Source organism: Desulfopila sp. IMCC35008, assembly GCF_010646885.2.
GTDB lineage: Bacteria > Desulfobacterota > Desulfobulbia > Desulfobulbales > Desulfocapsaceae > Desulfopila.
The window spans coordinates 5,571,405-5,596,485 of record NZ_CP050700.1 but is presented as its reverse complement, the minus strand read 5'-3'; the positions used below and the strand labels follow the sequence as shown (position 1 = coordinate 5,596,485).

Sequence of the window (25,081 nt, the reverse complement as noted above, 5' to 3'; positions counted from 1 at the left end):
GAAAGTATCCACATTCCGCTGTGAAGATGCTGTTGATAACCCTGTTAACAAGTGTTTATTCTGTTCTGAACGAGTGGAAAATTACATCGTTATAACGGATAGATAATTAAACTGAAAACAACCTTCTAATCTAGTGGAAATAGGTTAAAAATTCAAGGTAGAAATCCCCTTTATACATGGAAAAACAAAAAAAAAGAGATATTGAAAAAGATTTAGACATAATTTTTGCATCAGCATTGAAAGAGGGTGTTTTTCCCGGTGCTGCAGTGGGTTTTTCCATTATTGATAAATACAATGTAACATCCGAAAATTACAGATTTTATGGAAAAACATCAACAGCTGAGGATGCAACCGAGGTGAACAGGTTAACATTCTTTGACCTCGCCTCACTGACAAAACCATTAGTTACTGTGTTGTCTCTTCTCACCCTTATTGAAAAGGAGGTCATACGACTTGGCGATAACCTCGGGAACCTGCTTGATGGGTATGTTGTGCCAAAGGATAAAAAAGGGATACTGTTGCATCAGTTGATGAGTCACTGCTCTGGACTACCGGCTCATGAAACATATTACACAAAGTTGCTGCAGTTGGATCCTGAGAGTCGGAAAGAGAGCCTCATTGGAATGATCCTTGAAGAACCTTTGCAGGGAAAAGGAGTTGATTATATTTATTCAGATCTAGGATTTATACTGCTTGGTCGAATAATTGAAATCCACACAGGTTCGGAGCTGCATGACTATTTCCGCAACACGGTCCTTACCCCTTTACAGCTGAATGATCATTTTGTCTTTCCGGCAAAGGAAGACGGTACTGGTAATACATATGCTGCAACGGAGATTTGTCCCTGGACCAATCGCTTGTTATGCGGTGAGGTCCACGATGATAATTGCAGGACTATGGGGGGAGTGGCGGGACATGCGGGACTTTTTGGCACAGTTGTAGGCACACTCAAACTATCGGAATATTTTTGTTCGCTCTATAGGGGAACTGCAGATTATTCGTTGGTTTCTCAAAAGACGATACGAGAGGTTACACGTCGAAGGAAGGGTACGAACTGGAGTTGTGGTTTCGACACGCCTTCAAAGCTATATTCGAGCAGTGGTAAATATTTTGGAGGAAGAAGTATAGGCCATCTTGGATTTACCGGCACGTCTTTCTGGTGTGATCTGGAGCGAGGTATAAGTATTGTGTTACTAACAAACAGGGTTTGTCCTACGAGGAAAGACGAGAGGATTAAGAGGTATAGGCCAAAAATTCATGATGCAATCATGAAAAAAATACTGATTTAAAAAAAACCCTTCCTGAAAAGAAGAAGGGTTTTTTTAAATCTATGAGGTCAGAGCTGTTACCACCAAGAAATCGTTTGATCCGCCTCAAATATTTTTTCTACTAATGCATCATAATCGGGCTCGTCTGCATAGAGATCGAAACTTTCGGATTCACGGTCCCTGGTTACGATTTCGACAAGCTTTTTTACGGTCTCATCAGGTTCTGATCGGTATACGTTGAGAATTTTCATGTAATTGCTCCTTACCTTTCTATTTGATTCCGTAAGGAATTATGTGAGTCATTTCACGTAGTTGCTCACCGAGCTCTTCAATTGTGATACCGGTGAAACCATTTATTTCAACGTTTGCCGGGACAGTGGACAGAATGTCACCTTCCATGTCGCGTAGCATCTCACAAGATTCAGCGGTAAGTTCGTCAAATTTCTCAAGCTCTACATCCATGACACAACCATAGGCGTACATGTTCTCAACAGCGAGGCCGAGAGCGGAACGTATACCATCAAGAGCGTAATCTTTGTGACGGTACATGAAGCATACTTTATTATATTCCATTTTCCCAAACCTCCTTACAGACTGAGATAGCAGTCAAAGTCTTCAATTATAATTCCGTGCTGTGCCTGGGTTGCCATTTTCTTGGGGTCCAGCCCTTCTGGGACGTCGTCGACTGCGTACCCTTGTTTCTGGTAGCTGTCGACACAAATGGACACGTCATCAGCCAGTTCACATAGTGCCGGGAAATCAGCATGTTTAGATAAAGCGGTGGATTTCCATGTGAAAAAAACTTTCACGTTGGATCCTTTTGCTTTTGCTGCCTTTGTTATTCCCATAACATGGGGCAGGCTATCCGTAGAAGTAACAAATATACCTAGGCTTTTAGCCATGATTTTCTCCTGTTGGAAAGTGAAGGCGGGGTTTTCCTACTTGTTTAAACTTTTGTAAAAAAGGTGTAAAAAAACCCTGGTTACAGGTTCCCACATAACCAGGGCCGTGCTCGATCAACCTTTTTTGATGAAGAAACTGATATAACCGGTTTCTTCTTTCTCTCCAAGGTATTCATGGCCTGCACGATCGCACCAGCCTGGGATGTCATTTCTGGAGCCGGGATCGGTTCCGTCTATTTGCAGAACTTCGCCGCTGGCGAGTTTGCCAATCTCTTTTTTGGTGCGGAGCAGGGGCATCGGGCAGCTGAGGCCTTTTGCGTCAAGCACTGAATTAGCAGTTACGCTTGGATCTACTGTTTTAGAATCACTCATTTTTTTCTCCCGGAAAAATTTATGTTAAGAGTTGGCAAAGCAACAGTCAAGGTGACTTTGCACCGTACTACAAAGTACGCTTATTAATAGAAGATTTTTAACGAAGTTAAAAACATATGTCAAGAACTAAAAAGTATAGTTTAACTATTTGTTTTTATTTGTAAAAAAAACAAACGTATACGACAGGGTGGTATTTGTCTGATAAATGAACCATTATTCATTTTTGTGGTTCTTGACAAAAGATTAGCAGGATTGTAAAGCAGAAAGAATTTACACAAATATAAGGCGATCTATCAAACATCTGCCAGGAGGAATTGTAATGAGTGAAGAATCTGTTTTGTCTGAAAAGGCTAAAGGCCTGTATAAAACACTATGTCAAAGTGAGTGGAATGCAACTGTCACGGGTGTGATTGTCGGTTTTCTCTCTGTGATGATCATGGCCTGGTGGCGTCCCTGGGGGGCTGTCGGTGCGATCAGAAACTGGGGTGACTGGATTATGTATGGAGTTGCCAGCGTCTTCGGATCTGATGCCGGCATTCTGGCGCTGTATGAAGAAGCGCCTCGATCGATCTTTGTCAGTTCAGGTTCGGTTATCGGTCTCGGTTTTGTTCTCGGTGCTTTTATCTCTGCATGTCTCGGCAAGGATTTCGCACTCCGAGTCCCTCCTTACCGTGAATGGGTGAAAGCTGTCATAGCCGGTATCCTGATGGGAATAGGTGCCTCACTTGCAGGAGGTTGTAATGTTGGAGGTTTTTATAATGCCATAGGAAATCTTTCAGCGAGTGGCTTCGCCATGATGTTCGGTCTGGTATTTGGGGTTGTCCTCGGACTGAAGTTGCTTTATGTCGAGATGGAGCATATCAGCTGGGGTGACGGAGGATCAAAAACTTTTTCCATTCCCACGGGAACACTTCCTTTCATCGGCATTGCGGCAATTGTAGCCCTTGTGGCTGGTGCGTATGCCTATGCCGGGAATGAGGACAGTGATTATATTGCCTCGTTGAGTGGTGTCCTGGTTATAGCTGCGGCCTTGGGCTATGCCATGCAACGAGGGCGCTGGTGTATGGTTCAGGGTTTTCGTGAACCACATATGACCGGTGACTGTACCATGGCAAAATCTGTCATGCTTTCCATAATGGTTGTGGCGGTTGGTGCGGCTGTCCTCAAGTACGCGGTTCCCATGCGGGCAGAAGGTGAAGCAGTTTTGGCCACGGCCCATTATGTTCGCGGTACCTTTGGCTGGGGTGGAGTTGTTGGCGGTTTCCTGTTCGGTCTCGGTGCTATGTTTGCCGGAGGTTGTGGTTCAGGTACCCTATGGCGGGTCGGTGAAGGTCAGGTCAAATTGATGATGGTTGTCCCGTTTTTTGCCATCTCAAACTCCATTGTCACCGCATGGTTCAAGGATAATGACTTTGAAGCGGACGGTGTTCTGGGTTCCTATGTGTACCTCCCTGACGTTATGGGATATGGCCCGACTCTGTTGCTTATCGGTGCTTTCCTCGTTGTCTGGTATCTGGTGGTTACCTGGAATGAGGATACCAATAAGCTGATCGTGCCTATGTGATCTTAATGGGTCCATAGAGCTTTTACGAAAAGCGCAGCCTCTTTCTCTAAGGGACTGCGCTTTTTTCATTATCAGGCAGTGAAAGTTGCAAAAAACAGAAGGAAAATGTAATCTTAATTCCAACGTCTATCTATTATTCAGCGGAGAATGACCCTTTCATGGCAGAATGTTCCAAAATACTCATTGCAGATGACGATGCAATGGTGCGGTCTACTGTTTCCAAAATACTGGAAATGTTTGGCCACATGGTGGAAGCGGCTGAAGACGGAAAAGGGGTTTTGCAGCTTGTTGATGACTCATTTGATGTTATCATTCTGGACATCAATATGCCGGATATGGATGGGTTTCAGACTATGGCTGCTTTGAACGAGCTCAACCTGGATATCCCCGTACTCTTTCTTACCGGTGCGGGTTCAATGGATTATGCGGTTAAGGCAATTAATTTAGGGGCTTACGATTTCCTGTCAAAACCTATTGCCGATCTGGATATTTTCAATGTAAAAATCCGCAGGGCCATTGAAAAGAGAATGTATGTCCTGCAGGAACGAAGGTACCGGGCCGCCCTTGAAGACGATGTTCAGAAAAAAGCCAAACAGCTTGAGGAAAAAAACAGGTTGCTGCAGACATACAGTAACAGCCTTGAGCAGGCCACTGTCCAACTGATGTCAAGTCTCCAGAACGCGATGGAGGAAAAGGATTACTATACTGCCGGGCATACTATAAGGGTGACAGAATATGCTCTCATGCTGGGCAGGGCCATGGAGTTGCCGGAAGAAGAGCTCATGGTTCTAAGAAGAGCCGCGCAGTTTCATGATATAGGGAAACTGGTCATTGATCTTTCCTGTATACAGAAACCCGGAAAATTGACAGAGGAAGAGTGGGTCCTGATCAAAAAGCACCCCAGTGTGGGGGCAAATATCATAAAACCACTCGGCTTTATGGAGAGAGAGCATTCGATTATCCGCCACCATCATGAGCGGATGGACGGAAAAGGATACCCGGACGGGTTAACAGGGAAGGAGTTGTGTTCTTTAACCCGCATACTTATTGTGGTTGACAGCTACGACGCCATGACGTCGAGGCGTAATTACCGGCGTAACCTCAGTATGGAGGAAGCCATAGAAGAGTTGTATGCTAACAGCGATACCCAGTTTGATAGAGAAACAGTGGAATACTTCTCCAGATCTATAGTACATTTTACTCCTGCCAAATCAGAGATTAATCCCACCGACCTGGATTCAATCTATTCTATCGATAACTAAAAACACACGTTTCGTGTGGTATTCGTAAAATGTTATGAAAATTACCCAAGAAGAAATATTGCATGTCGCTAATCTTGCGCGATTGAACCTGACTGAAAATGAGCAGGTAACGATGACGGAACAGCTCGACACCATCCTGTCGTATGTTGATAAATTATCCGAGCTCAATACAGAAGGAGTGGAGCCCACAACCCATGCCCACAAGAAGGTAAATGCTTTCAGGGAAGATGTTGTGCACGAATCCTTACCCCGTGAGGAGGCGTTGTCCAATGCGCCTGAAAATAATAATGAGATGTTTAAGGTTCCGAAAATTATTTAAACTTTTTTGAAAAAAAGGTCAATGTGGCCTTTTAAGATAGAGGTAGGTATGCAACCGTACGAAATGACCCTGAAGCAGGCTTTACAGAAGCTGGACGAAGGGGAAATGTCTTCTGTTGATTTGATGAAGAGCTGCCTGGCTCGGGTTGACCAGGTTGAAGCTGATGTAAAGGCGTTTATCCATCTCGATCAAGATTCAGCTTTGGCAAAGGCAGAAGAGGCCGATGCAAAAAGAAAAGCGGGCGGGAAGGGTAAACTTCTTGGCATCCCCCTGGCCTTAAAAGATCTTCTTTGCACGAAAGGTGTGAAAACTACCTGCGGCTCGAAGATTCTGGAGAATTTCGTTCCACCTTACAATGCCACTGTTGTTGAAAAGCTGGAAAATGAAGGTGGAATCGTCATGGGTAAACTGGCCATGGATGAATTCGCCATGGGGTCAACCTCTGAAACCTGTGCTTACGGTGTCCCGGAAAATCCCTGGAAGAAAGGCTATGTTGCCGGCGGCTCGTCCGGTGGTTCGGCTGTAGCTGTGGCAGCCGGGGAATGTTTTGCCACACTCGGCTCTGATACCGGTGGTTCGATACGTCAACCTGCTTCCCTTTGCGGGGTGGTAGGTATAAAACCGACCTATGGCCGGGTATCCCGCTACGGCCTGGTTGCCTTCGCTTCGTCGCTGGACCAGATAGGACCAATCGCCCGTGATGTTACCGATTGTGCCTTGATGCTTGACACTATAAGCGGTTATGATCCCAAAGATTCCACCTCGGTGGAGCTGGAAGGGGCGAGCTTCACTTCCGCCCTGACAGAAGGCGTTAAAGGCTTAAAAATTGGGGTTCCACGGGAGTATTTTGGCGAAGGCCTTGATGACGAGGTACGCAGCACGGTTGAAAACAGTATAAACGTTCTTCGTGAAGGTGGTGCAGAAATCGTAGAGGTCTCTTTACCCTTAACAGAGTATTGTGTTGCTGTTTATTATCTTATAGCACCCGCAGAGGCGAGCTCGAATCTTGCCCGCTATGATGGCGTTGCTTACGGCTACCGTGACCGTGATGCTACAAGCCTCCTTGATATGTATAAGGAAACCCGGTCTGCAGGTTTTGGCCCGGAGGTGAAGCGCCGTATCCTGATCGGCACTTATGCGCTCTCATCCGGTTATTACGATGCCTATTACAAAAAGGCTTCCCAGGTTCGGACACTGATGATTGAGGATTTCAATAAGGCCTTTCAATCATGTGATCTGCTGATTTCTCCTGTGGTTCCTACTCCGGCCTGGCCGATCGGCGAGAATTCAGATGACCCGCTGGCCATGTACCTCTCGGATATACTCACGCTTTCAACAAATCTGGCCGGTATTCCGGGAATGTCGGTTCCGGGCGGGTTCAGTAAGGATGGACTGCCCATCGGTATCCAGCTGCAGGGTCCCCATTTTAGGGAGGATACCCTGATTAAAGTAGCCTACAACATTGAAAAAGAACTGGGTCTGGGACCGAAGGTGACACCTTGAAGTTAAATATTCCTGAAAACATAAAAAAAATCACACCGTACCCTCCCGGGAAACCACTCGATGAACTCGAGAGGGAGTTCGGCATTACGGATTCCATTAAACTTGCCTCAAACGAGAATGCCTGGGGACCATCCCCTAAAGCAATTGAAGCGATAAAAGCAAGCCTGGGAGATCTTCACCGATATCCGGATGGATCCGGGTATTACCTGACACAAGCTATTGCAGCACGTTTTGAGGTACTGCCCGAAGAGGTTGTACTTGGCAACGGATCCAACGAGATCATTGAGTTTCTGGTTAAAGCTTTTGTCAGGGAAGGGGACGAAGTCATTACCAGTCATCCCTCTTTTCTGATGTACCAGAAATTTGTCCAGGTTCGTGCTGGGGTGAACAAGGTTATTCCGTTACAGGATATGCACCATGATCTTAATGCCATTGTCGATGCGGTGACGGATAAGACTCGTCTGATTTTCATTGATAATCCCAATAATCCAACAGGGACATTTATCTCGCCCAAAGAACTCGATTCCTTTTTCAAGAGGATCCCTGAATCGGTTATCGTGGCCCTGGATGAAGCCTATGTTGATTTTATGGAGAAGGAACTCCAGGGGGATATAAGAGAATTAATTGATGATGTTGAGGGACGCTGTCCGGTAGTTTTACTGCGAACATTTTCGAAGGCGTACGGTATCTCGGGCCTGCGTGTAGGTTTCGGGCTGATGTCGGCACCGATAGCAGGATGCCTGCATAAGGTGCGACAACCCTTTAACATTAACAGTCTCGCCCAGATTGGTGCCAAGGCTGCCCTTGAGGATAATGTCTATTTTGACATGGTCATAAATGAAACCCGCAGTGGTATGCGATCCCTGATGGAGGCGGTCGAGAGGTTAGGGTGTACAAGTTATCCATCCCAGACCAATTTCTTTCTCATTGACGTAAAAGGGAATGCCAACGATTTATACACAGCGATGTTGTACAAGGGGGTTATTGTCCGTTCCATGAATGCTTATGGCTTTCCGACCTGTATTCGTATAACAGTTGGTACAAAAGAGGAAAATGAGAGATTTGTAAAGGCCCTGGCGGATTGTCTCAAAGAGTTGAAATATGTCTGATCTGCAGGATATTGTAACCATCGACGGTCCTTCCGGTGTCGGGAAATCAACTATCAGCAGGCGCACTGCCGCAGCACTCGGTTTCACCTACCTGGATACAGGGGCTATGTATCGGGCAGTTGCCTGGTTTCTGGAATCTGAACAGGTGGACGTTACGGATGAAACAGCGGTCCAAAAGAGTCTTGAGTCTCTTGAGATAGAATTACTTCCTGCAGCGGATGAAATGAGCGATGTGGGGGTCAGGGTAGCCGGAAAAGATGTCAGCCGTGAAATCCGGATGCCTGAAATGTCCATGGCCGCTTCACGTGTCTCTGCCCTGAATGTAGTGCGGAAACGGCTCACGGCAATGCAGCAGGAAATTGGACGCAGGGGCAAAATAGTTGCGGAAGGCCGTGATACAGGAACGGTGGTTTTCCCTGATGCTGCCTACAAGTTTTACCTCGATGCTGACCCCGGGGAGCGGGCACGCCGTCGTGTTGCCCAGCTTCGCGAGAAAGGGGAGGTTCAGGATGAAGCGGAGGTGCTGGCCATGATCCTGGAAAGAGATAAGAATGACAGTGAGAGAGAGCTTGCACCCCTTGCCGTTGCAGCAGACGCCGTTGTAATTGATACGACGAAAATATCCATCAATGAAGTCGGCAGGGCTATCCTGGATAGTATCAGGAAAAAAAAGGGGTAAAGAGACGGCTTCTCCCCGCAGAAATAAGCGTTCCGGCGGGGAGAAAAAGGTGCGGATTATTCAAGAACGAAGTCGGCCCGCCTGTTAAACTTATATGCCTCTTCGTTTGTTTCATCGAAAAGCGGCTTTTCTTCACCGTACGATATTGTCCTGATACGGTTTGGGCTGATCCCGAGGTCTATCAGGTATTGCCTTGTGTTCTGCGCCCTTCGCTCTGCCAGGGCGAGGTTATATTCGTTGGTACCGCGTTCATCGGTATTTCCTTCGACAATTACATATGAGTTCGGAACCTGCTTGAGGTATTGCGAGTTGTCGAGCATAGGTTCTACCATGTCGGGACGGACCGAAGCTGAATCAAAGTCGAAATAGATTGGAGAGAGCCCCGGTGAGGTTCGCCCGTGGGCCATTTTGTATTCGTCAGTCTGCGTATCTTCAGCAAGATAACTGCTGCCTGAAGTATCGTCCAGGGTTCCTTCAGCCGGCATATTGTTTTCAGAAAATGCGCCATTTTCGGCTGGTGGATAGGACAATGTGCCGCCCGTGGAGCCTCCGGTTGTAGACTCCGGTGGGACAATACTCTTTTTGGAACAACCGCTGCCCAATAGAATCAGGGAGCTAACCAGTGCGGTGAGTAACAGGTTTTTCCCGGTCCGTGTTTTCATAACATCTCCTGTTGGTCAAAGTCCTTTTTGCCGTTGAAGGCAACTGGGGTATTGGTATCTGTGTCGTGTTTTTGTGCTAATTTGTGAGGGTTGTTCAACATTTTAGTCGGTAAATATCTGAGGTCAAGATCTTTTATCCGTGTTGTTTTTATTATCTATCAGCCCTGATTTCTCATGAGTTAAGGTGGTGCCTGATTCAAAGTTTTTGGCAGCAGATCATAGCCGGCTATCTTTACAGCTGAAATACTGCCGAAAACGGTACCGCATGAGCTGTATTTCAAGACCATTTCTTCCAGGGTACCTTTGGTGAATATTGAGTATGATTGGGTAACGGACAACGCAGCACTACATCTCAAGCAATGGCGGGATTACAATCAAATCGATACAATGTTCAAGAGAAATTCCGGTTGAGCTCTTTTACTTGATGTTGAATCGTTGTTTGAAGTGTTATGCTTGAGAAAACAGACAGGTTCGGGACTCAATATGAGATGAACCCGGCTGAATACACTTGTCCTCTTGTGACTTAAGTGGTATCTCCGATTTTAAGGGAGAAAGGTTTCAATAAACGGGTATATTTGTGGAAACGACAAAGACAAAGGGACAAACATATACCTTTGCCGCTATCTGCGGCAGGGGAGCTGAATCACTGGTGGCGGCAGAGATTGCTGCGTTTGCTGTTTCTGATGTGAGTGAAGGTAAAGGTGTGGTTAACTGGCAGGGTGAGCTTGAAAGTGGATATCGTGCCTGCCTTTTTTCCCGCTTTTCCTCACGTATATTGCTTGAAATAGCGTCTTTTCCGGTAACCGATGAAGAATCCCTCTATAGGGGGGCAGGAAGTATAGACTGGTCACTCCATTTTACTGAGGACTCCACTTTTGCTGTCGATTGCACGGTTGCCCGTGATGCCATGGCCATTCACAGCGGTTTTGCCGCTCTGAGAACAAAGGATGCCATTGTCGACCAGTTCAGGGAGCGGAGAGGAACCCGCCCGTCAGTTAACACAGACCGGCCGGATGTCCGGGTGAATGTGTTGATCATGAAGGAGAAGGGCCTGGTGGCGATAGACCTCTCAGGGGAAAGTCTTCATCGGCGTGGATACCGGGTGAGCGGAAGCAAGGCACCGCTGAAGGAAAGTCTTGCAGCCACTATCTGCAGCTTGGCCGGGCTCAGTGAGGCCGCTGTAATACCGGCTCTCATTGATCCTATGTGCGGTAGCGGAACCCTGCTTATTGAAGCGGCCCTGATGATAGGTGATAGTGCTCCAGGACTTTCCAGGAAGTATTTTGGCTTCATGGGCTGGAAACAGCACGATGCAAGCAAATGGAATCGGGTTGTCGAGGAAGCGCTGGAACGTGAAGAACGCGGAAACAGAAGGGAGTGGCCGGCAATAATCGGATATGATTCAGACCCGGGAAGTGTAAAAGCTGCACGAAAAAATATTACAAGGGCGGGGCTCGATAACAGAATACGAGTTGAGAAGGCGGAGTGCGCCACGCTTACAGCTTCTTATGAAACTGGCCTGATACTCTCCAACCTGCCGTTTGGCGAACGTTTGATGGAACAAGAGGAAGTGGCCAGGTTATACAGTGGCCTGGGGCGCATTCTCAGAGAAAAGTTCAATGGCTGGAAAGTCGGTGTATTTATCTCTAATCCGGAATTGACAGATAGTTTTGGCCTGCAATGGCAGGAACGTTATCGTCTTTTTAATGGAGCATTGCAGTGCCGTTTGCTGACCACTACGGTTGATTCAAAACCCGTTTCCGAGTTCTCATGGAATATCGGTGAAGTTACAGACCTTGATCAGGGTGTGGAGTTTGCCAATCGTCTGAAAAAGAACCTGAAGAAGATTCTGAAGTGGGCGAGGAAGGAAAATGTTCATTGTTTCCGGGTTTATGACAAAGATCTTCCTGACTATAATGTATCCATTGATCTGTATGAAAAATATGTGCATGTACAGGAATATGCGCCACCTGCATCCATTGAGGAAAAGGTGGCCGCTGAGAGATTTCGGCTGGTCCTGAAGATTGTGCGGGAGACCCTTTCTGTCCGCTCCGACCGGGTTTTCATCAAGACCAGGCAGCGGCAGCGGGGAAAAAAGCAGTACCAGAAAAGTGCCGGTTCCGGCAAAATGATAGAGGTTCGGGAAGGGCATTGTCGCTATCTGGTTAATTTCACCGACTACCTGGATACCGGGTTGTTTCTCGATCATCGCCCCGTGCGGTTAAGGGTCCATGAGGAGGCAAAGGAAAAACGGTTCCTGAATCTTTTCGGCTATACCGGAACTGCAACTGTCCAGGCTGCAGCAGGTGGTGCGCTTTCCACAATGACCGTCGATCTCTCTGAGAGGTATCTGCACTGGGCCAGAATGAATCTGTTCCTCAACGGTTATGATACCGTGGCAAACAAAGTTGAGAGAGCGGACTGCCTCGAATGGCTGAAAGATTGCCGTGACAAGTTTGATCTGATTTTCCTAGATCCTCCCACTTTTTCCAACACCAAAAAAGAAAAGAGGGTTTTTGATGTTCAACGGGACCAGATCCGCCTGCTTACCCTCGCAATGCAGCGCCTGGAGCAAGGTGGTTTACTGATATTTTCGACAAATTTTCGTAGATTTAAGCCCGATGAGAAGCTTTTTCAAAAATTTATGGTAAAAGAAATTACGGATTCAACCATTCCTTTCGATTATGCCAGGAATAAAAAGATCCACCGGTGTTGGGAATTCAGACACCTGGTCGATGGGTAAGAGTAAAAAAAAGATGAGGCACTCCAGATGAGTGAGAATATACAGGATAGAGAGAACCAACTGACCGCCAGGATTAAAAAACTGGAGGCAGAACTGGCGCGTTCCGAACAGGCTGGTCAGGTGAAGAGCGAATACCTTGAAAATCTGAGCCATGATATTCGGACGTCGATGAACGGTATTATCGGCATGACCAACCTGGTTCTTGAAACCAGTTTGAATGAGGAGCAGGAACGGTATCTGGACATGGTAAACAGTTCCGTTGACAGCCTGCTGGAGGTGGTTAACGAGGTTCTCGACTATTCAAAAATCGAGACAGGTTTACTACAACTTAACCCTGACAGTTTTGATCTCAGGGAAAGCCTGGATCATGATCTGTATCTCCTTCGCATGGCTGCTGAGCAAAAGTCGATGCAACTGACTTGTGAAATTGATCCGGATGTTCCGGCCAGGCTGTACGGTGATTCCAAAAGGCTGGTCCAGGTGCTGACCAACCTGGTCCACAACGGTATTCGATACAGCTCTTCAGGATCGGTTTCCATTAAGGTGAAAAATGACGGGTACGATAATGAGAACAAAATCCTTCTCTCTTTTTCTGTCCATGACACAGGCGAAGGGATAACACTTGAGACCCAGAAAAAGATATTCAACTGTTTCTGTCAGCAGGAACCCTGTCAGTCCGTATCGAGTGACGGTGCAGGTATCGGTCTGGCTATCTGTGCTCAATTAGTGAAATTGATGGGCGGGGAAATAGGCCTCGCGTCAAGCCCCAGGGGTTCTGTCTTCTGGTTTACAGTGCCATTCAGGGAGGCGGCTGCTCTGGATCTGCCCGATGATGATATTACAGCGGCCCGTCAGGAGGAGTCTGCCTGGTACGCCTTGCAAGGCGCAAAGGTGCTTCTGGCTGAAGATGAGACAATTAACAGGGTGTTGACGGAAACCCTGTTGGCCAAGGCTGGTGTTCAAGTGACCGGTGTTGAAAACGGAGCGCGTGCCGTGGCCGAGGCGGAATCCGGTGACTACCAGATTATCCTGATGGATGTGCAGATGCCAGTGATGGACGGACTGGAAGCGACCCGTCGTATCAGGGCTTTGGAGAAAGGACGGGAGAAACCTGTTGTCATTATAGCCCTGACGGCAATGGCTCTGCAGGGAGACAGGGAGAAATGTCTCCAGGCGGGCATGGACGATTATCTCTCCAAGCCAATTGAAAAAGACCAGTTGATCAAGATGATGACCCAGTACCTCACCCGCACCGCTCTCGTTGTGGATAATGATATCCAAAGCAGGCAACTGCTGGTTCGATCGCTGATCGAGCATGGTTGGGATGTCACCATGGCCGAGACGGGCAGGCTGGCAATGTATGAGGCGTCCCTGAATGCGTTTGACCTTATTTTGCTCGATACCGGGACTCCGCCTCTGGACGGCTTGGAAGCCGTTGAGGTGCTCCGTAAACTTGAGGAATATTCTGCCCGCCAGACGACTATACTTGGAATCGGTTCCGGGAATGAGAGTGAAAGGGAGCGATGCGGCAAGGGGGGCTATGATAGCGTTATCGCCCGCCCGGTTACCGGAGAAACCATAGGCGAGATGCTCTCGCTTATTGAATTATAGAACGTTTCGGACATCTTCCGGATTGAATATATGATTTCATTCTGCAGTTGTAATATATGATTACCTACTCACGTGTTTGTCTTGATACTTTTGGCTATGAGCTGCCCCCCCGTATCGTTACCTCCGACGATATTGAACGACAGTTAAAACCGGTGTATGACCGACTCAAGTTGCCAGGTGGCAGGCTTGAACTCATGAGTGGCATTCAGGAGAGGCGTTTGTGGCATCCGGGTACCAGACCCAGTGAGGCGGCAACACTTGCCGGCAGGAATGTCCTGGAAAAGGGGGCGATAGATCCGTCGGCTGTTGAATGCCTGATCTTTACCTCGGTATCGAGGGATATGATGGAACCGGCAACCGCATCCTTTGTCCATAACGCTCTCGGGCTGCCTGAAAATTGCCTTATTTTCGATATATCCAACGCCTGTCTCGGTTTTCTGGACGGCATGGTGATGCTGGCCAATATGATTGAGCTGGGTCAGGTAAAAAACGGACTTGTTGTTTCAGGTGAAACAGCAGAAGACCTTTTAGAGTCAACCATCCAGGCGTTGCTGGACAATACGGGCCTTAATCGAAAATCGATCAAGCCTGTGTTTGCGTCGCTGACCATCGGCTCCGGCTCCATGGGGCTTTTCATGCGAAGGTGTGAAGTGGGAGAGCAGAAACCACGGCTTATTCATGGAGCCTGGGTCGCCAATACCACCCACTCTGATTTATGTCATGGGAACAAGACCAACGGGGATATGACATTGATGGAGACCGATTCCGAAAAACTCCTGCACGAGGGGGTGGAAACGGCCCGTAAGACATGGTTGAGGTTTTCGGCAAAAGAGGGGTGGGGGGCTGATGATATTGACGGGTTTTTCTGTCACCAGGTGGGAACGGCCCATGCCCGTTTACTTTTCGGAGAGCTTGGCCTTGATTCTCAGAAAAATTTTGAGACCCTGGCGATCCTTGGTAATGTTGGATCGGTATCGGCTCCGATAACCCTGGCCATGGCCCTGGAACAATCTGTTTTTCAGCCGGGACAAAAAGGTGCACTACTGGGGATCGGTAGCGGCATAAACTGTCTTATGCTTGGAATTGAGTGGGGGAATACATGAGTGACACCGTTACATCCGGCCAGGCTGACTTGTTGTTAAGGCTTGCCAGGAAGACAATTCGTGACCATTTGACCATGGACAGTGATGAGGCTTGTGAGCCTCCTGGTGACGATGTTTTCGATGAAGAAGGTGCGACTTTTGTGACGCTGAAGAGAGATGGCCAGTTGCGAGGCTGTATCGGTAATCTTGAGCCATCGGGCACTCTCTGGGAGTCGATACGTCGAAATGCAATAAACGCAGCATTTTACGACAGCAGGTTTTCACCGCTTACCGAGGATGAGCTGGCCGATGTGCATATTGATATCTCGATTCTGTCTCAACCACGTCCGCTATATTATACAGATGCGAACGACCTGCTGGTGAAGTTGTGCCCAGGAAAGGATGGCGTGGTTCTTCGACACCGTGGCAGGGGGGCTACGTTTTTACCCCAGGTCTGGGAGCAGCTTCCCAGTGTGGAGCTGTTTCTTGGTCATCTTTGCCGAAAAGCAGGACTTGCCGATGACTGCTGGCAGACAGAACATCCTGAAATCCTGGTTTACCAGGTACAGAGTTTTGCGGAGGAAAATAAATGAAGGAGCTGGTACTGCCCGATCAGATGGCTCAGCGGGTGCATGATTTATATACACGGATGGAAGCTGAGTACGACAGGGTTGCCTCAGAATTGCATTTCGGCTGTGAAGGGTGCCCGGATAATTGTTGCGATTCCCACTTCCAGCACCACACATATCTGGAGTGGGCCTATTTGTGGAAAGGTTTGCGTGAACTTCCGGTTGAAAAGTTTGAGCAGGTTGAACAGTGGGCTGCCGCTCATGTGCGGGAGTGCAGTAGGGCTGAAAGTCGGGGGGAACGGCCGCAGGTGATGTGCCCGCTTAATGAGGAAGGGCTTTGTATTCTCTATAAACACCGGATGCTGGTATGTCGGACCCATGGGGTGCCGGCGTCGATGCAGCGGCCCGACGGGCAGGTGCTGCGTTTTCCCGGTTGTTTTCGTTGCCAGGAGCTTGTTGAAAAAAGGGGCGAGAGCGAGGAAGATGTCCCGCAGGTCGAGCGAACTCCGCTTCTGCGTGAGTTGGTGATGATGGAGGATGAGTTTCTCAGTCGCCGTCGTCATCTTTATCCCAAGGTGAAGCTGACCATTGCGGAAATGATTATCAAGGGGCCACCAATGGTTCCGTTATCTTTTTGTGAAAGAGGATGTGATGACGAGAACTGTGGGTGATCTGTGGGATGGAATAGGTTCCCTGGAGGAACTGGAATCGGCACAACTTCTTGCCCGGTTATTCATCCGGTATGAAGAACGGTTGGAGAAAGATCCTGAGGACCTCGAGGCCCACCGGTTTTTCGATTATCTTGGTTCCGAACTGACTCTTGTGACCGAATGTAATCTTAATAGAAGATAACGGTAAGATGACTATAAAGGTAGAGCGCAAACAACCGAACTCAAAAATGTGTTTTGTCTGTGGCACCAGCAACGCCTTTGGTTTAAAGAGCCGCTTTTTTGAACTGGAGAACGGTGATCTGATGGCTTGTTTTCAACCCGCCGACGAGCATCAGGGTTATCCCGGCAGGCTCCACGGGGGACTGGCTGCAACGATCCTTGATGAGGCAGTTGGCAGGTCGATCATGATGCGCCATTCGGAGAATATCTGGGGTGTGACTATAGAGTTTTCAATCAAATACAGAAAACCTGTTCCCCTGGACAGTGAGGTCCGGGTTATTTGCCGGATCACGGAAGAGGGGCGGCGAACGTTTAAGGGAACAGGAGAGATCGTTCTGGACGACGGGACTGTTGCTATTCAGGGGAAGGGGAAATACCTGAAAATGGATATCGATAAGATTGCTGATTTTGACCATGAGGGTGACGAGTGGTTTGTTGTCGATGATCCGGATGATCCACAAGAGGTGGAGCTCTAATATACGTTTATTTTTGGAGCAGTATTCCTGCCACCAGCTCAGCCCCGTTTTGGTCAGCGGGAGGTGGGCTTGGTGCAGCCAGAAGCGAAGGCAGCATCTCCAGCCACTCGCCATCTTGCAGTTGTTTTTCAGACAGAACGGTTCCGGCCAGCCTGGTTTTTACAAATTCACTTAATACCGATGTTTCCGCAAAACCCTCCCTGTCTATGCAGAGAATGGAGGTGCCTGACTGAAGACATTCCGCCACTGTTGAGTATCCCGCCTTGCAGACCACCAGGTCTGCTGCTGCTATAAGGTCAGGATGGTACAGAGAGCTGCTGGGTGAGAGGCTGTAGCAATTGTCAGTAACCTGTCCTGTCGTGTCGCTGCCTGCCAATACGAAGAGAATATCAGGGAAACCCGTAAGTCTTTCGAGGTGCTGCAACCTGTAGCCAATACCACCCATGGATATGAGGACAAGCTGGCGATGGTCGGTCTTCAGCTGTTTTTTTATTATTTCGCTGTTCTGTCGTCTTCTGCGGAAGATAGGCGGACAGGGGATGCCGGTCTTCACCTTGCGGCACACCGGCTCGGTCTGGATGTGGGTGTGCGCCCGTGTGAACAATTCCGCCATCTGGTGTCTATGTCTCTCAAGCGACGGGTGTTGTTCATATATCCAGTCCCAGGTGAAGTTTTCAACCAGTATGGAAGGAACTCCTGCCGCTTCGGCCACAGCTATGCCAAGCGGGGAGATATCGCAGAGAACACTGCGGCAATCTTTGACCTGTCCAGCCAGTTCCTCTATCTGGGAGGGAGCAAAAGGGAGGAAGTTATCAAGGGCTCTGCGGGTTGTTTCGACATCGCAATGAAGGGCGTCATGCTGGATGATTCCCACATCAGTCTGAACCGGGTTAATGGTAAAGGTCGTCAGTGATTCGGCAAAGATGTGTGGCGGGACCGTCGTAAATAGTTTTAGTTCGATCTCCGGTTGTTGTTGACGGACAGCTTCAAGCACTGCGGCTGCGCGGGTGGCATGGCCGAAACCGTGTGGAGAAATAAAGGCTGCCAGTGATTGGTTGTTTGTTTTCATGGTCGTGCATGGTACCTTTTTTTCGAAGAGGAGACATGTTTTAATTTTTTCTGACTCCAGGATTTCCTGATTGGAGAAGGTCGCGGGGGGATTCAGGGCTATGTGGATAGGAAAGCTACGGGGAATAACTGTGGGAAGCAATGCCTTGGCTGGTTCCTGATCTCCGGGAGGAGTCTGGTAGATCTACAGGGAGTATGCGAATGTATCAGTTTGAAGCTATTGGCCAGGTCAGCTCCTGTTATAGCGAAAAGTTTGGGGTGCCCCGGCAGCCTGGCCTGGTGAGTGCCGCAACAGCCCGCTTTACACCACATCCTCCTTACAACAGGGAAGAGATGGTCCGTGGACTGGAGGGATATTCCCATATCTGGATTGTCTTCGTCTTCCATGAAGCCGTTTCTGAGGGGTGGAGGCCCATGGTTCGTCCACCGCGCCTTGGCGGGCAGAAGCGAGTCGGTCTTTTTGCCAGCCGATCTCCACACCGACCAAATCCCGTTGGTATGTCTGTTGTCCGTCTTGAAAGAGTGGTTGTTGAAAGTGGTACTTTTTACCTTGATCTTTCAGGTGTCGATCTGCTTGATGGTACACCGGTGCTGGATATTAAACCGTACGTATCTTATTCGGATAGCATAACCCGAGCTGAAGACGGTTTTGCCGGCGAGGCAATGGTTGAGCAGAAGGTTGTAATATCCCCAGAGGTGATGGCATTCTGCAATGATTACCGAAAAAGTACAGGCCGGGATATCGAAGCGTTGATTGTGCAAACCCTGGAAAGTGATCCGCGTCCGGCCAGCCAGCGTACTGTTGGAAGGGAATACGGCGTATTACTGTGGGATGTGAATGTACGGTGGCGGGTTGAGGAGTGGGGCTTTCTGGTCTTGAGCTGCGGGAGAAATGTGGGTCGGGGACTCAGGGGTTGAAGCTTTCCTGGAGAATACAAAGTACCCGCCCGCCGATATCGTAGTGTCCTTTTTCTATATCGTAATCGAGGCTTGAACCGTTCACCTCAAAGGTGTCACCCTTTATTTTGGTCTTCCCTGGGCATTTTACTGTCTGTTGTTTATCATCGTAGTAAAGGAGGTCGGTGTAGAGGCGCTGATTGGTTTCTATCTTGTGGACGATTACGTTTTCCGTCAGTGTCAGCAGTTCTGTCTCGGTGTTAAACCGCCCCTTGCGGGATATGATGTTGGTGATATCACCATCTTTATTATAGATGTCAGAATTCACCTCGGTGAGCAGGTACTCATTTGGGATATCACTGGTTTTGGCCGTGGCCGACCGTATTTTGGAGGTGATGCGTCCATCAGTGCTCTCTAGAATTATGACGTCATCCATTATAAAGTTGTGGGCTTCGCGATCTATATTTCCATACTCTTTATCGTATCCTCCCCTGGGCGTGAGGAAATTGCCGATAGGTATGCGCCAGATCGGAAAGGTGATCATCAACGCCAGGGGGATGAGCCAGATGAAATTACGCTTCTTTATTATCATCGGTTCTGGTATTCAGCGAGGAGGTTATCAAGCACTCCTTTGGCCTGTAGTATGAGGTTGCAGGCATCACGGACGGCACCGTGCCCCCCTCCCCTCGGGGTCACATAGTGAACCTGCTTTTTCACCTCATCGTCACCGTTGGCAGGGGTGATGGCGAGCCCCACCTGGTTGAGTAGTGGCAGGTCGAGCCAGTCGTCTCCCATATAGGCTATCTCAAAAGGTTTACACCCTGTTTTTTTCTGGATTTCCTTAAACGGCTCGCTCTTCTTTCTGCTACCCTGGTAGATGTGGGCCATCTTTAGTTCTGTGGCCCTTCGTTCCACCATGGCGGATTTTCTGGCGGTGATGATGCCGGTTTCTACTGCTGCGTCCCGCAACAGGGTAATGCCGAAACCATCCAGGGTGTTAAACGCTTTACACTCTTCGCCTTTGCTGGTGTAGAGAAGGGTGCCGTCGGTGAGTACCCCGTCAACATCGAGCAGCAGGATCCGGATGTTTTTAGCTTTTTCAAGTACGAGAGGATCAATAGTGTTTACAGGGTCCATGAGTTTTTTTTCCCGAACCCTTTTCCGGTACCCTTCGAGGATCTCACAGTCGGATGGATAGCCGCCGGGGGCTCCGGGGGAGCAGGGGTCAGTCATCTTTATCGGTGTCCATTACTCTGCAGCGGCTTCCCTTATGCGCAGGAGTGTCGTAAGGAGTTTTTCAACATCGCTCAGAGGGATGGAGTTGGGACCGTCGCAGAGAGCGGAGTCCGGATCCGGATGGATTTCCATGAAAAGTCCATCAATACCGGCAGCCATTGCCGCCTTGGTGAGTGGGGTGATAAATTCACGCTGGCCACCTGATGAACCGCCAGCCCCACCAGGTAATTGAACCGAGTGGGTGGCATCAAAGATAACCGGGCAACCGAGTGAGCGCATGACAGGCAGGGAACGCATATCCACCACCAGGTTGTTGTAGCCGAAACTGGCACCCCTTTCAACCAGCATCACGTTTTTACAGCCGGATCCACGCAATTTGCCGACTACATTTTGCATATCCCAGGGAGAGACAAACTGTCCCTTTTTTACGTTGACAGGTTTGCCTGTTGCTGCAGCGGCCGCCAGTAAATCGGTCTGGCGACAGAGGAAGGCTGGGATCTGTAAAAGGTCCAATACTTGACCTGCAGCCTCGGCCTGGTACGGTTCGTGGATATCGGAGACAACGGGGACCTGTAACTCTTCCCGAAGTCGTGCCAGCGTGGCCAGGCCCTCTTGCATACCAGGTCCACGATAGGAGCTGAGCGAGGTCCGGTTGGCTTTGTCAAAAGACGCCTTGAACACATAGTTGATGTCCAGCCGGTCGCAAATCTCCTGCATGGTGGTTGCGACTTTTCTGGCAATTTCTTCCGATTCCAGGGCACACGGACCTCCGAGCAACAGCAGTGGCTGGTTGGTGCCGACACTATACGGTTTCCCTGAAGGGTGGGGAACCGTTACCGATTGAACGTCCATGTACCTTTACCCTTCAAGTTTCTTTTTGAGTGCGGCGCTAATGAAATCCCTGAAAAGCGGATGTGGCTTCATCGGCTTGGACTTGAACTCGGGATGAAACTGGCAACCAAGGAACCACGGATGGTCGGCAATTTCCACCATCTCAACCAGGTTGTTGTCTGGTGAGGTCCCTGAGATAGTCATTCCGTGCTTGGCCAATACTTCTCGATAATCGTTATTGAATTCGAACCGGTGTCGATGTCTCTCGGAGATCTCGTCTTGTTGATACGCCTTGTAGGCATTGGTCTCCTTGACGAGCACACAGGGGTAGGCACCGAGTCGTAACGTACCACCCATATCCGATGTTTCGTCCCTGGTCTGGATCTGGTTGGTGCGGTAATCGAACCATTCCTTTATCAGGTAGATAACCGGATCCTTGGCTTCTGTATCGAACTCCGTGGAGTCTGCACTTTTGACCCCCGCCACATTACGCGAATACTCGACGACAGCCAGCTGCATGCCCAGGCATATCCCAAAAAACGGGATTTTGTTTTTACGGGCGTAGCTGATGGCGTTGATCTTGCCTTCAGCTCCTCTCTTCCCAAAGCCGCCAGGTACCAGGATACCGTCACAACCCTCAAGCTGTGCCGCAACATCCCCCGTTTCCAGCTCCTCGGCATTGACATAGCGCAAATTCACCTTGATGGCGTTTGCCAGGCCGCCGTGAACCAGTGCTTCGTGCAGGCTCTTGTAGGATTCGGTCAGGTCTACGTATTTACCGGTGATGGCGATGGTGACGCTGTTTTTGGGGTTCTTGATATTCTGAACCAGTGCTTCCCAGGGCTTGATGTCCGGTTGGCCTGTCCACATATGCAGCAGCTCAAGGAGCTTTGCATCAAGACCTTCCTTGTGCAGGTTGATAGGCAGCTCGTAAATGGTATCACAGTCAAGTGCAGTGATGACCGCATCCTTTTCCACATTGCAGAACAACCCTATCTTGGCCTTGAGGCTGTCTTCAAGCGGTACTTCTGTCCTGCAGACCAGGATGTCAGGCTGGATACCGTCTGCCCGCAGTTCCCTGACGGAGTGCTGGGTCGGTTTGGTTTTAACCTCGCCGGCCGTTTTGATATAAGGCACCAGGGTCAGGTGGATAAAAAGAGTGTATTCCCGGCCAAGGTCGCCACGCAACTGCCTGATGGCCTCGATAAAGGGCAATCCTTCTATATCACCGACGGTGCCGCCGATCTCGATGATAGCAACATCCACACTGCCGTCGAGCTGGAGCACTGCTTTTTTGATCTCATCAGTGACGTGTGGAATTACCTGGACAGTGCCTCCCAGGTATTCACCACGACGCTCCTTGGTTATGACCGAATAATAAATGCGGCCGGAGGTGTAATTGTTTTTCTGGGCCATGACAGCGTTGGTAAAACGCTCATAGTGACCCATGTCCAGATCCGTTTCCGCCCCGTCGTCGGTAACATACACCTCTCCGTGCTGGAAAGGATTCATGGTACCCGGATCGACATTAATGTATGGGTCGAGTTTTTGAAAGGTAACTGTGAGCCCCCGGCTCTCCAGCAAAGCTCCAAGAGCTGCTGAAGCGAGTCCTTTTCCCAATGAGGAGAGGACGCCTCCGGTGACGAAAATAAACTTGGTCCGTTTGGTATTCTGTGTAGTTTTCATGTACCGCACTATAGCAATGGGGTTATCTTTTTTAAACATAAAAAGTCTACCTGGTTTATGAAAGTCGTAAACGGTTACATTTACCAAAAATGTAACAACTCAATCGAGGTCATCGTTATTCGGGTGTTGTCCCTTGCCCCTTGAGGTTTCCGTGCGTATTTTTGCTTGTAGATGGTTGTATCTACATGGAGGTTTGTATGAAAAGACGCTTGCTTAACCAACTGATTATCTTGTTGGTAATTATAATAATTTCAGGTGATCTCATGGCGCAGGATCGATATGAAACGGCAATTTTCGGCGGTGGTTGCTTCTGGTGCATGGAGCCGCCTTTTGAGCAGCTTGAGGGAGTGGTTGAGGTGGTTGCCGGTTACACCGGTGGTGAGGAAGAAAATCCGAGCTATGAACAGGTCGCCTACGGTCTGACATCGCACCTTGAGGCTGTCAGGGTCCGTTTCGATCCGACGAAAATAACATATGCTGAGCTGGTGGAGACTTTTTGGCGACAGGTAGATCCGACGGACGACGGCGGCCAGTTTGCGGACCGTGGCAACCACTATCGGACGGCGATCTTTTATCATAACAAAGAGCAGAAGCAAATCGCTGAACAGTCCAAGGCGGAGCTTGAGAAAAGTGGCATATTCAGGGAACCGATTGTTACGGCAATTGTTGAGGCAAAGCCATTTTACAAGGCCGAGGAATATCATCAGGACTATTATCTGAAAAATATACTCCATTATGAGTCGTATAAGCAGGGGTCCGGAAGGGCTGCCTTTATTGAAAGGGTCTGGAAGGATACGGCGAAAAAGGAATATAAACGGCCAGATGACGAGGAGCTAAAAAAACTTTTGAGTCCGCTTCAGTATAAAGTGGTCAGGGGTGACGGGACAGAGCCGCCGTTTAAAAATGAATACTGGGATAATAAAAAAGCCGGGATCTACGTCGACATCGTTTCCGGTGAACCTCTTTTTAGTTCCAGGGACAAATTTGATTCCGGTTCGGGCTGGCCGAGTTTTACCAGGGTTATGGAAGAGAGTAATATCGTGGAGAAAGAGGATCGTTCCCTTTTTATGACCCGTGTCGAGGTCCGTAGCGCTGGAGCGGATTCACACCTTGGCCATGTTTTTGACGACGGTCCTCAGCCAACAGGCCTACGGTACTGCATCAACTCGGCTTCGCTGAGGTTTATTCCGGTGGAAGAACTCGAAGCCGAGGGTTATGGGGAATACCTGGACATGTTCGAGGAGTAACCAGATTATTGACCGTTCAAGATGGCCTCGACGGTTTTTCCTTCAACCCGTGCCTTGAAGATTGTCTCGATCAGCGGGGTGACACTGTCGGAATCTTCCGGTGGCAGCAGGAACCCGGGCAATGGTTTGGCCGTCAGGGTGTGGGATCGGGCTTGTTGTATCTTGGTGGCATTTGTGGCGAGTTCCGCGATGGAATGGTAGCGTGAAATATCAAGCATGGCCGGAATGACATCAAGCAGGTTTCCGTAATACTCGCCTTGGCCCAGGTGCTCCACCAGTTGGCTGATCACTGTACAGGCCGTGAGGTATTCGTTTGTTACCAGGGCTGGGCTGGTTCTGGTGCACACATGTTGAGACAGAAAGCAGCGACAGCCGAAAGGGCGGGCTGGGTAAATGGTGCAGAGGTCGTCTTTAAGGAACGGGCAGCTGTCCCGGCTGCCCTCCTGTTCCTGTTCCGACTCCTTGCCAGCAAAGCAATCTGCGGCGAATTCGTTAATGGTCTGTAGAGGTCTGGAGGGTGTTGTCGTAGCGGAGAGGCCTCTTAAGGCTGTTTGTTCCAGTTTATTCCCAACCAGATAGTCTAGAATCAGCTCCGCCTCGGCTGCCGTGACGTTGACGTTTTGGGTGCAACAGGTTGAACACCCTTTGGTGCAGGCCTGCGGTTGTTTGGAGGACCAGTTGGAAAAAGAGGTGTAGATGATTTTCAGGATCTCTTGTTTTATGTTCATGGGGGTAAGCCCGGCTGAAGGCCGGTTCCGTAGAAGGTTAATCGTCTGTACTGTCGACCGAGCTGTCTGTTTCATTGGTATCCGTATCCGGGAGTATAAAACCGGTGCCGCAGCACTCATCACACTCATCCCAGCTTATGACAAAACGGCTGACTCCGCCGAAGGATCCCAGCTGGCCGCTTCCTCCGCAGCTCGGGCAGGGAGTCTGTTCTGTTTTTGCCGGTTGCTGTTTATCTGACATGAGGGGTAAAATCCTTTTTTGGTACAAAAGAGCTTATGATGGTTGCCTCACTATGGTAACGGTTGTACAATATTTTTGCACCACTGATGAGTATCATCTTTTTGTTTTTCGGGTTTTCTGTCTGACACCTCTCAGT

General features: G+C 49.0%; 28 protein-coding genes. 16 read left to right on the top strand and 12 right to left on the bottom strand.

From position 1 onward, the window contains the following. The first annotated feature begins 176 nt into the window (after positions 1-176). The gene (locus GA520_RS23915; protein ID WP_163335932.1) at positions 177-1,289 is read left to right on the top strand and encodes a serine hydrolase; all 1,113 of its coding nucleotides are present in this window, start codon (positions 177-179) and stop codon (positions 1,287-1,289) included. A gap of 56 nt (positions 1,290-1,345) precedes the next feature. Here the strand turns inward: GA520_RS23915 and GA520_RS23910 are convergent, their stop codons facing one another. The 4 genes from GA520_RS23910 to GA520_RS23895 all read right to left on the bottom strand — a co-directional run bounded on the left by GA520_RS23910 (position 1,346) and on the right by GA520_RS23895 (position 2,542). Continuing rightward, positions 1,346-1,519 (bottom strand): hypothetical protein, encoded by a 174-nt coding sequence (locus GA520_RS23910; RefSeq protein WP_167528802.1) that lies wholly within the window; start codon positions 1,517-1,519, stop codon positions 1,346-1,348. A gap of 19 nt (positions 1,520-1,538) precedes the next feature. Beyond that, on the bottom strand, positions 1,539-1,841 hold the full coding sequence (locus tag GA520_RS23905; RefSeq protein WP_163335931.1) for a hypothetical protein: 303 nt from the start codon (positions 1,839-1,841) through the stop codon (positions 1,539-1,541). A gap of 14 nt (positions 1,842-1,855) precedes the next feature. Continuing rightward, positions 1,856-2,170, bottom strand: coding sequence for a peroxiredoxin (locus GA520_RS23900; RefSeq protein WP_163335930.1), 315 nt, complete (start codon positions 2,168-2,170; stop codon positions 1,856-1,858). Positions 2,171-2,284: 114 nt separating this feature from the next. Further along, on the bottom strand, positions 2,285-2,542 hold the full coding sequence (locus GA520_RS23895; protein ID WP_163335929.1) for a sulfurtransferase TusA family protein: 258 nt from the start codon (positions 2,540-2,542) through the stop codon (positions 2,285-2,287). A gap of 319 nt (positions 2,543-2,861) precedes the next feature. On the opposite strand from GA520_RS23895, the gene GA520_RS23890 reads away from it, so the two are divergent. The 6 genes from GA520_RS23890 to cmk all read left to right on the top strand — a co-directional run bounded on the left by GA520_RS23890 (position 2,862) and on the right by cmk (position 8,978). Further along, positions 2,862-4,106 carry a YeeE/YedE thiosulfate transporter family protein gene (locus GA520_RS23890; protein ID WP_163335928.1) on the top strand — a complete coding sequence of 415 codons (1,245 nt, stop codon included), beginning with the start codon at positions 2,862-2,864 and terminating at the stop codon, positions 4,104-4,106. A gap of 158 nt (positions 4,107-4,264) precedes the next feature. Then, entirely contained in the window at positions 4,265-5,368 is a 1,104-nt protein-coding gene (locus GA520_RS23885; RefSeq protein WP_163335927.1) for an HD domain-containing phosphohydrolase, read from the top strand. A 34-nt stretch (positions 5,369-5,402) separates the two neighbouring features. Next, a complete protein-coding gene (gene gatC, locus GA520_RS23880) occupies positions 5,403-5,687 on the top strand; it encodes an Asp-tRNA(Asn)/Glu-tRNA(Gln) amidotransferase subunit GatC (protein ID WP_163335926.1) in 285 nt (94 codons plus the stop codon). A 48-nt stretch (positions 5,688-5,735) separates the two neighbouring features. Further along, complete coding sequence (gene gatA, locus GA520_RS23875; RefSeq protein ID WP_163335925.1) at positions 5,736-7,190, top strand: Asp-tRNA(Asn)/Glu-tRNA(Gln) amidotransferase subunit GatA; 1,455 nt, start codon at positions 5,736-5,738, stop codon at positions 7,188-7,190. Further along, positions 7,187-8,299 (top strand): histidinol-phosphate transaminase, encoded by a 1,113-nt coding sequence (gene hisC / locus GA520_RS23870; protein ID WP_163335924.1) that lies wholly within the window; start codon positions 7,187-7,189, stop codon positions 8,297-8,299. The genes gatA and hisC overlap by 4 nt, the downstream gene beginning before the upstream one ends. Beyond that, on the top strand, positions 8,292-8,978 hold the full coding sequence (gene cmk, locus GA520_RS23865; RefSeq protein WP_163335923.1) for a (d)CMP kinase: 687 nt from the start codon (positions 8,292-8,294) through the stop codon (positions 8,976-8,978). Before hisC ends, cmk begins: the two co-directional genes overlap by 8 nt. Before the next feature lie 56 nt (positions 8,979-9,034). Here cmk and GA520_RS23860 read toward each other — a convergent pair whose 3' ends face one another. Beyond that, positions 9,035-9,640 (bottom strand): OmpA family protein, encoded by a 606-nt coding sequence (locus GA520_RS23860; RefSeq protein ID WP_163335922.1) that lies wholly within the window; start codon positions 9,638-9,640, stop codon positions 9,035-9,037. 577 nt (positions 9,641-10,217) lie between these two features. Here GA520_RS23860 and rlmKL point away from each other — a divergent pair. Genes rlmKL through GA520_RS23825 form a run of 7 tightly spaced genes read left to right on the top strand, consistent with a single transcriptional unit; the run spans position 10,218 to position 17,011 of the window. Then, positions 10,218-12,383: a bifunctional 23S rRNA (guanine(2069)-N(7))-methyltransferase RlmK/23S rRNA (guanine(2445)-N(2))-methyltransferase RlmL gene (gene rlmKL / locus GA520_RS23855; protein WP_240910030.1), complete on the top strand. Its 2,166-nt coding sequence runs from the start codon at positions 10,218-10,220 to the stop codon at positions 12,381-12,383. A gap of 27 nt (positions 12,384-12,410) precedes the next feature. Then, the gene (locus tag GA520_RS23850; RefSeq protein WP_163335921.1) at positions 12,411-13,994 is read left to right on the top strand and encodes a response regulator; all 1,584 of its coding nucleotides are present in this window, start codon (positions 12,411-12,413) and stop codon (positions 13,992-13,994) included. 56 nt (positions 13,995-14,050) lie between these two features. Further along, positions 14,051-15,097, top strand: coding sequence for a 3-oxoacyl-ACP synthase III (locus GA520_RS23845; RefSeq protein ID WP_163335920.1), 1,047 nt, complete (start codon positions 14,051-14,053; stop codon positions 15,095-15,097). After that, positions 15,094-15,669: an AmmeMemoRadiSam system protein A gene (gene amrA, locus GA520_RS23840; protein WP_163335919.1), complete on the top strand. Its 576-nt coding sequence runs from the start codon at positions 15,094-15,096 to the stop codon at positions 15,667-15,669. Before GA520_RS23845 ends, amrA begins: the two co-directional genes overlap by 4 nt. Next, a complete protein-coding gene (locus tag GA520_RS23835) occupies positions 15,666-16,316 on the top strand; it encodes a hypothetical protein (protein WP_163335918.1) in 651 nt (216 codons plus the stop codon). Before amrA ends, GA520_RS23835 begins: the two co-directional genes overlap by 4 nt. Further along, positions 16,297-16,497 carry a hypothetical protein gene (locus tag GA520_RS23830; RefSeq protein ID WP_163335917.1) on the top strand — a complete coding sequence of 67 codons (201 nt, stop codon included), beginning with the start codon at positions 16,297-16,299 and terminating at the stop codon, positions 16,495-16,497. The genes GA520_RS23835 and GA520_RS23830 overlap by 20 nt, the downstream gene beginning before the upstream one ends. A gap of 7 nt (positions 16,498-16,504) precedes the next feature. After that, entirely contained in the window at positions 16,505-17,011 is a 507-nt protein-coding gene (locus tag GA520_RS23825; protein ID WP_163335916.1) for a PaaI family thioesterase, read from the top strand. A 7-nt stretch (positions 17,012-17,018) separates the two neighbouring features. On the opposite strand, the gene GA520_RS23820 is transcribed toward GA520_RS23825, so the two are convergent. Further along, positions 17,019-18,080 (bottom strand): glycosyltransferase, encoded by a 1,062-nt coding sequence (locus tag GA520_RS23820; RefSeq protein WP_163335915.1) that lies wholly within the window; start codon positions 18,078-18,080, stop codon positions 17,019-17,021. A 200-nt stretch (positions 18,081-18,280) separates the two neighbouring features. Here GA520_RS23820 and tsaA point away from each other — a divergent pair, with 200 nt between their 5' ends. Further along, positions 18,281-18,997: a tRNA (N6-threonylcarbamoyladenosine(37)-N6)-methyltransferase TrmO gene (tsaA, locus tag GA520_RS23815; protein WP_163335914.1), complete on the top strand. Its 717-nt coding sequence runs from the start codon at positions 18,281-18,283 to the stop codon at positions 18,995-18,997. Here tsaA and lptC read toward each other — a convergent pair. From lptC to GA520_RS23795, 4 genes are read right to left on the bottom strand one after another with little or no spacing between them, the layout of a single operon-like run. Beyond that, positions 18,987-19,568: an LPS export ABC transporter periplasmic protein LptC gene (gene lptC / locus GA520_RS23810; RefSeq protein WP_163335913.1), complete on the bottom strand. Its 582-nt coding sequence runs from the start codon at positions 19,566-19,568 to the stop codon at positions 18,987-18,989. The two genes, tsaA and lptC, sit on opposite strands and share 11 nt — an antisense overlap. Beyond that, positions 19,565-20,209 (bottom strand): HAD family hydrolase, encoded by a 645-nt coding sequence (locus tag GA520_RS23805; protein ID WP_163335912.1) that lies wholly within the window; start codon positions 20,207-20,209, stop codon positions 19,565-19,567. Before GA520_RS23805 ends, lptC begins: the two co-directional genes overlap by 4 nt. A 15-nt stretch (positions 20,210-20,224) precedes the next feature. Continuing rightward, positions 20,225-21,064, bottom strand: coding sequence for a 3-deoxy-8-phosphooctulonate synthase (gene kdsA / locus GA520_RS23800; protein WP_163335911.1), 840 nt, complete (start codon positions 21,062-21,064; stop codon positions 20,225-20,227). Positions 21,065-21,070: 6 nt separating this feature from the next. Further along, complete coding sequence (locus GA520_RS23795) at positions 21,071-22,729, bottom strand: CTP synthase (protein ID WP_163335910.1); 1,659 nt, start codon at positions 22,727-22,729, stop codon at positions 21,071-21,073. 197 nt (positions 22,730-22,926) lie between these two features. On the opposite strand from GA520_RS23795, the gene msrB reads away from it, so the two are divergent. Continuing rightward, positions 22,927-23,976 carry a peptide-methionine (R)-S-oxide reductase MsrB gene (gene msrB / locus GA520_RS23790; RefSeq protein WP_163335909.1) on the top strand — a complete coding sequence of 350 codons (1,050 nt, stop codon included), beginning with the start codon at positions 22,927-22,929 and terminating at the stop codon, positions 23,974-23,976. A 5-nt stretch (positions 23,977-23,981) separates the two neighbouring features. Here msrB and GA520_RS23785 read toward each other — a convergent pair whose 3' ends face one another. Continuing rightward, positions 23,982-24,779: a YkgJ family cysteine cluster protein gene (locus GA520_RS23785; RefSeq protein ID WP_163335908.1), complete on the bottom strand. Its 798-nt coding sequence runs from the start codon at positions 24,777-24,779 to the stop codon at positions 23,982-23,984. After that, positions 24,742-24,945, bottom strand: a complete 204-nt coding sequence (locus tag GA520_RS23780; RefSeq protein WP_163335907.1) for a hypothetical protein — start codon at positions 24,943-24,945, stop codon at positions 24,742-24,744. The genes GA520_RS23785 and GA520_RS23780 overlap by 38 nt, the downstream gene beginning before the upstream one ends. Positions 24,946-25,081: the final 136 nt, after the last annotated feature.

Excerpts from the sequence above, each read along its gene's own strand:
- GA520_RS23850 (WP_163335921.1), top strand. The coding sequence starts at position 12,411 with ATGAGTGAGAATATACAGGATAGAGAGAACCAACTGACCGCCAGGATT.
- gatC (WP_163335926.1), top strand. The coding sequence starts at position 5,403 with ATGAAAATTACCCAAGAAGAAATATTGCATGTCGCTAATCTTGCGCGA.
- kdsA (WP_163335911.1), bottom strand. The coding sequence starts at position 21,064 with ATGGACGTTCAATCGGTAACGGTTCCCCACCCTTCAGGGAAACCGTAT.
- lptC (WP_163335913.1), bottom strand. The coding sequence starts at position 19,568 with ATGATAATAAAGAAGCGTAATTTCATCTGGCTCATCCCCCTGGCGTTG.
- GA520_RS23785 (WP_163335908.1), bottom strand. The coding sequence starts at position 24,779 with ATGAAACAGACAGCTCGGTCGACAGTACAGACGATTAACCTTCTACGG.
- GA520_RS23895 (WP_163335929.1), bottom strand. The coding sequence starts at position 2,542 with ATGAGTGATTCTAAAACAGTAGATCCAAGCGTAACTGCTAATTCAGTG.
- GA520_RS23910 (WP_167528802.1), bottom strand. The coding sequence starts at position 1,519 with ATGAAAATTCTCAACGTATACCGATCAGAACCTGATGAGACCGTAAAA.
- GA520_RS23825 (WP_163335916.1), top strand. The coding sequence starts at position 16,505 with ATGACTATAAAGGTAGAGCGCAAACAACCGAACTCAAAAATGTGTTTT.
- gatA (WP_163335925.1), top strand. The coding sequence starts at position 5,736 with ATGCAACCGTACGAAATGACCCTGAAGCAGGCTTTACAGAAGCTGGAC.
- cmk (WP_163335923.1), top strand. The coding sequence starts at position 8,292 with ATGTCTGATCTGCAGGATATTGTAACCATCGACGGTCCTTCCGGTGTC.
- GA520_RS23915 (WP_163335932.1), top strand. The coding sequence starts at position 177 with ATGGAAAAACAAAAAAAAAGAGATATTGAAAAAGATTTAGACATAATT.
- GA520_RS23830 (WP_163335917.1), top strand. The coding sequence starts at position 16,297 with ATGACGAGAACTGTGGGTGATCTGTGGGATGGAATAGGTTCCCTGGAG.
- GA520_RS23805 (WP_163335912.1), bottom strand. The coding sequence starts at position 20,209 with ATGACTGACCCCTGCTCCCCCGGAGCCCCCGGCGGCTATCCATCCGAC.
- GA520_RS23885 (WP_163335927.1), top strand. The coding sequence starts at position 4,265 with ATGGCAGAATGTTCCAAAATACTCATTGCAGATGACGATGCAATGGTG.
- GA520_RS23835 (WP_163335918.1), top strand. The coding sequence starts at position 15,666 with ATGAAGGAGCTGGTACTGCCCGATCAGATGGCTCAGCGGGTGCATGAT.
- GA520_RS23900 (WP_163335930.1), bottom strand. The coding sequence starts at position 2,170 with ATGGCTAAAAGCCTAGGTATATTTGTTACTTCTACGGATAGCCTGCCC.
- GA520_RS23820 (WP_163335915.1), bottom strand. The coding sequence starts at position 18,080 with ATGAAAACAAACAACCAATCACTGGCAGCCTTTATTTCTCCACACGGT.
- amrA (WP_163335919.1), top strand. The coding sequence starts at position 15,094 with ATGAGTGACACCGTTACATCCGGCCAGGCTGACTTGTTGTTAAGGCTT.
- GA520_RS23795 (WP_163335910.1), bottom strand. The coding sequence starts at position 22,729 with ATGAAAACTACACAGAATACCAAACGGACCAAGTTTATTTTCGTCACC.
- GA520_RS23780 (WP_163335907.1), bottom strand. The coding sequence starts at position 24,945 with ATGTCAGATAAACAGCAACCGGCAAAAACAGAACAGACTCCCTGCCCG.
- GA520_RS23890 (WP_163335928.1), top strand. The coding sequence starts at position 2,862 with ATGAGTGAAGAATCTGTTTTGTCTGAAAAGGCTAAAGGCCTGTATAAA.
- tsaA (WP_163335914.1), top strand. The coding sequence starts at position 18,281 with ATGTATCAGTTTGAAGCTATTGGCCAGGTCAGCTCCTGTTATAGCGAA.
- msrB (WP_163335909.1), top strand. The coding sequence starts at position 22,927 with ATGAAAAGACGCTTGCTTAACCAACTGATTATCTTGTTGGTAATTATA.
- GA520_RS23905 (WP_163335931.1), bottom strand. The coding sequence starts at position 1,841 with ATGGAATATAATAAAGTATGCTTCATGTACCGTCACAAAGATTACGCT.
- GA520_RS23860 (WP_163335922.1), bottom strand. The coding sequence starts at position 9,640 with ATGAAAACACGGACCGGGAAAAACCTGTTACTCACCGCACTGGTTAGC.
- GA520_RS23845 (WP_163335920.1), top strand. The coding sequence starts at position 14,051 with ATGATTACCTACTCACGTGTTTGTCTTGATACTTTTGGCTATGAGCTG.